This is a genomic window from Maridesulfovibrio bastinii DSM 16055, assembly GCF_000429985.1.
GTDB classification, from domain to species: Bacteria; Desulfobacterota; Desulfovibrionia; order Desulfovibrionales; family Desulfovibrionaceae; genus Maridesulfovibrio; species Maridesulfovibrio bastinii.
In genome coordinates, this window is sequence record NZ_AUCX01000037.1 from 1 (window position 1) to 2914 (window position 2914).

The following is a 2914-nucleotide window of genomic DNA, read 5'->3' on the forward strand; positions in this document are numbered from 1 at the left end:
CGCCGCTATTACGCTCCAGAGCTTTACAGCCGTACTCATGAAGTTGAAGTCCGCTATGATATGGACGATCTGTCACAGATATATGTGTACAGAAATGGTGAATATATTTGCACGGCTACTGAAACAGCAAAGATTCATCCTGCGGCGGATCTGCTTGGTAACGAAGAGCACCAGAACGAATTCAAAACACAGATCACTTATAGAAAATTTCAAGAAAAAGATGCTGCCAGCTACACAAAAAAGGTACTGGAAACAGCTCTCGCTGATCAGGCTCGACGCATAGAAGAGCTGGAAGTTAAAAAAGAACCCTCTACTATTATTGATGAAATTAAGCGGCCTTCACCAGCTAAGGTTACGTCTATTGAATCCATCAAAGCTAAAGCTCTAGAGATTCAAAAGAACGCTCCGACATATACGCCTCCAGCTGAGAAGTCGGATATTTTAAGTGAGCTGGACAAGTATGAATACCTTCACGCTATTGCATTTCGTGAGGAGATTGTGCTTCGCGATCCTGATTCAGAATGGATGCAAAATTTTGAAGCTACAGACGAGTTTAAGGAACTACATAAGGGCCGTTTTGATCGGTTGAAGAAACTGTATGAACGCCGTCAGTTAGCAAATTAAGGGGATTCTATGAAGAACGTATTTATTGAAACATCTAATGTCTCAACCTTTCGTTCCGCAATACGCAAGGTTGAGGATACAGAAAAAGGGCAGCCTGGATTGGTTGTGGCACACGGTAGAGCTGGACGGGGAAAAACAATGGCAGCACTAAACTACCATGCAGTTCATGGTGGTATTTACTTGAGAGCCTGGGAGAGATGGACGCAGACTGCCTTTCTGCAAGCTCTATGTTTTGAAGTGTGTGGAATGCGTCCCCGATCAGCCAATAATTGTAAACGTAAAATTATGGAGATGTTAGATAAAGAAATTCAAACTGTTTTTATAGACGAGGCTGACCGCTTGAATATCGGACGAATCGAAGATTTGCGCGATATCCATGATGAAACTGGAGCTCCGATTGTGATTATCGGAGAAGAAGAGTTGCAAGGGTTACTTGGAGAACGGCGGCGCATATGGTCGAGGGTCACTCAGGATGTAGTATTTGGCCCAGTAATTGATGAGGACGTGGCCCTATTCGGGCTTGATGCCGCAGGACTTGATATTGAAGCCTTCGCTTGTCAGCAGATAGTGAAAAAAGCTGATGGAGACTTCAGGCTTGTTCGCAATATCATTCAAGTTCTTGAGCAAGTAGCAATAGCTCGTGAAACAAATTTAGTCACAACATCAATGGTTGAGGATGTCCTAAGACAGCGTAAATGGGGGCATAAGTAATGTCTGAAACAAGAATAGCTTTACTTCGCAAAACGGCTCAGGTTTTAGGTAAAGACGGAGATATCTTTTACAATAAACTTTTATACAAAGCTTTAAATATAGAAACAGAGAGGGAAAAAGATTGTATCCGTCGTCAAGCTAATCAGCTTGTTAAGACAGGTGAATTTATCAGAATTGCAAGAGGGAAGTATAAATATAATTTTGAAAAGTCTCCTAAACGTGACGGACAGCTTACAAACCAAATATGGAGAGCCATCAGGTCGTCAAATCCCGGATGGACTATGACTGACATTGCTCAGATATCAGGAGCGAGTCTATCCCATGTAGTGAAATATTGCCGCTATCTTGAAGGTGATGGATATATCAAGAAATACGGTATTAAGGGTAATTCAACCTTGTACAGGTCTACTTTAAAAACTGCCGAACAGCGGAATACTCCATATCCACCACGCCCAATAACAGATCCGCACGAGGAAGAGCGTAGTTGCGTTTCGGAATTAGTAAAGCTGTTTCTTACAAAAAATCTGTACTCCCCAGTAACTCAAGAAAAAATAATTAAGAATTGCCGGACTATTTTGGCCCGGTTTGAAAAACAGGAGGATGGAATATGAGTTATGCATCTGCAAAGCCGGCAATACCGGCAACAAGTCCGGTAGGAAGGAAGATTAGAAGCGCAGTCTTTGAATTGCGCTGCATCTCGCAAGGAATGGGTGAAAAGAAATTCGCAAAGATGAAGACGATCATAAACAGTCTCGAAGGATGCGCGCTGCATATTGAAGACATTGAGCAGCATCTGCCAGTTAATGACTTTTTAAAATGGAGTGATAAGGAGGTTTAAATGAGTAATGAAATTCCTGAAGGTTATATGGAAGACAGTCAGGGAAGGCTTGTGCGCATGGAACATGTGTCTGAATACGACAGATTGAAAGATGAAACCGTGAATACCATTTTAGACCGTGCATTTCAGGTGCAGAGGGAAATCAAAGATTTTAAAACTGAAACAATGGGAGACTTTTATGCTCTCATGGAAATGGCCTTAGAAAAGTATGACGCGAAAGTCGGTGGAAAGAAAGGTAATGCTCAGATCACTTCGTATGACGGCAAAAAGAAAGTTGCAATTGCCGTAAACGAATCAGTCACTTTTGACGAGCGGTTACAGGTTGCAAAGTCACTCATTGATGAGTGCTTAACTGACTGGACAAAGGATGGCAGAACAGAAGTTAAGACTATTGTTAATGCCGCTTTTGATGTCGATAAAGAGGGCAACATAAGTACATATAAAGTTATGTCTTTACTCAAGCTTGAGATTAATGATGATCGTTGGCAGCGGGCCATGAAGGCCGTTAGAGACTCTTTGAGCGTGTTGTGTAGTAAAAAGTATATTCGCTTCTACCATCGCACAGGAATTGAAGAAAAATGGCAAGCTATCCCGCTTGATATAGCAGCTCTTTAGGAGGCGTAAATGTGTATGAAACGACATTCAAATTCTGATGAAACTATAAAAGTTCCAATCAGCCGGATGTATGCTGTTGAAGCACAGGTTTTAAACTTGGGAAAAAAGGTCCAGTCAATGACAAAG

Annotated in this window: 5 protein-coding genes; all 5 read left to right on the plus strand. The window is 41.8% G+C overall.

The window, feature by feature from the left end; all coding sequences use genetic code 11:
* The coding region (locus G496_RS0114380; RefSeq protein ID WP_027179885.1) for a Mu transposase C-terminal domain-containing protein at positions 1 to 624 on the plus strand (624 nt) is incomplete at its 5' end.
* A 9-nt stretch (positions 625 to 633) separates the two neighbouring features.
* Complete coding sequence (locus tag G496_RS0114385) at positions 634 to 1335, plus strand: AAA family ATPase (RefSeq protein ID WP_027179886.1); 702 nt, start codon at positions 634 to 636, stop codon at positions 1333 to 1335.
* Positions 1335 to 1946 (plus strand): hypothetical protein, encoded by a 612-nt coding sequence (locus tag G496_RS0114390; RefSeq protein ID WP_027179887.1) that lies wholly within the window; start codon positions 1335 to 1337, stop codon positions 1944 to 1946. The genes G496_RS0114385 and G496_RS0114390 overlap by 1 nt, the downstream gene beginning before the upstream one ends.
* The gene (locus G496_RS0114395) at positions 1943 to 2173 is read left to right on the plus strand and encodes a hypothetical protein (protein ID WP_027179888.1); all 231 of its coding nucleotides are present in this window, start codon (positions 1943 to 1945) and stop codon (positions 2171 to 2173) included. Before G496_RS0114390 ends, G496_RS0114395 begins: the two co-directional genes overlap by 4 nt.
* Positions 2174 to 2788, plus strand: a complete 615-nt coding sequence (locus tag G496_RS0114400) for a DUF3164 family protein (RefSeq protein ID WP_027179889.1) — start codon at positions 2174 to 2176, stop codon at positions 2786 to 2788. It abuts the gene before it with no gap.
* Positions 2789 to 2914: the final 126 nt, after the last annotated feature.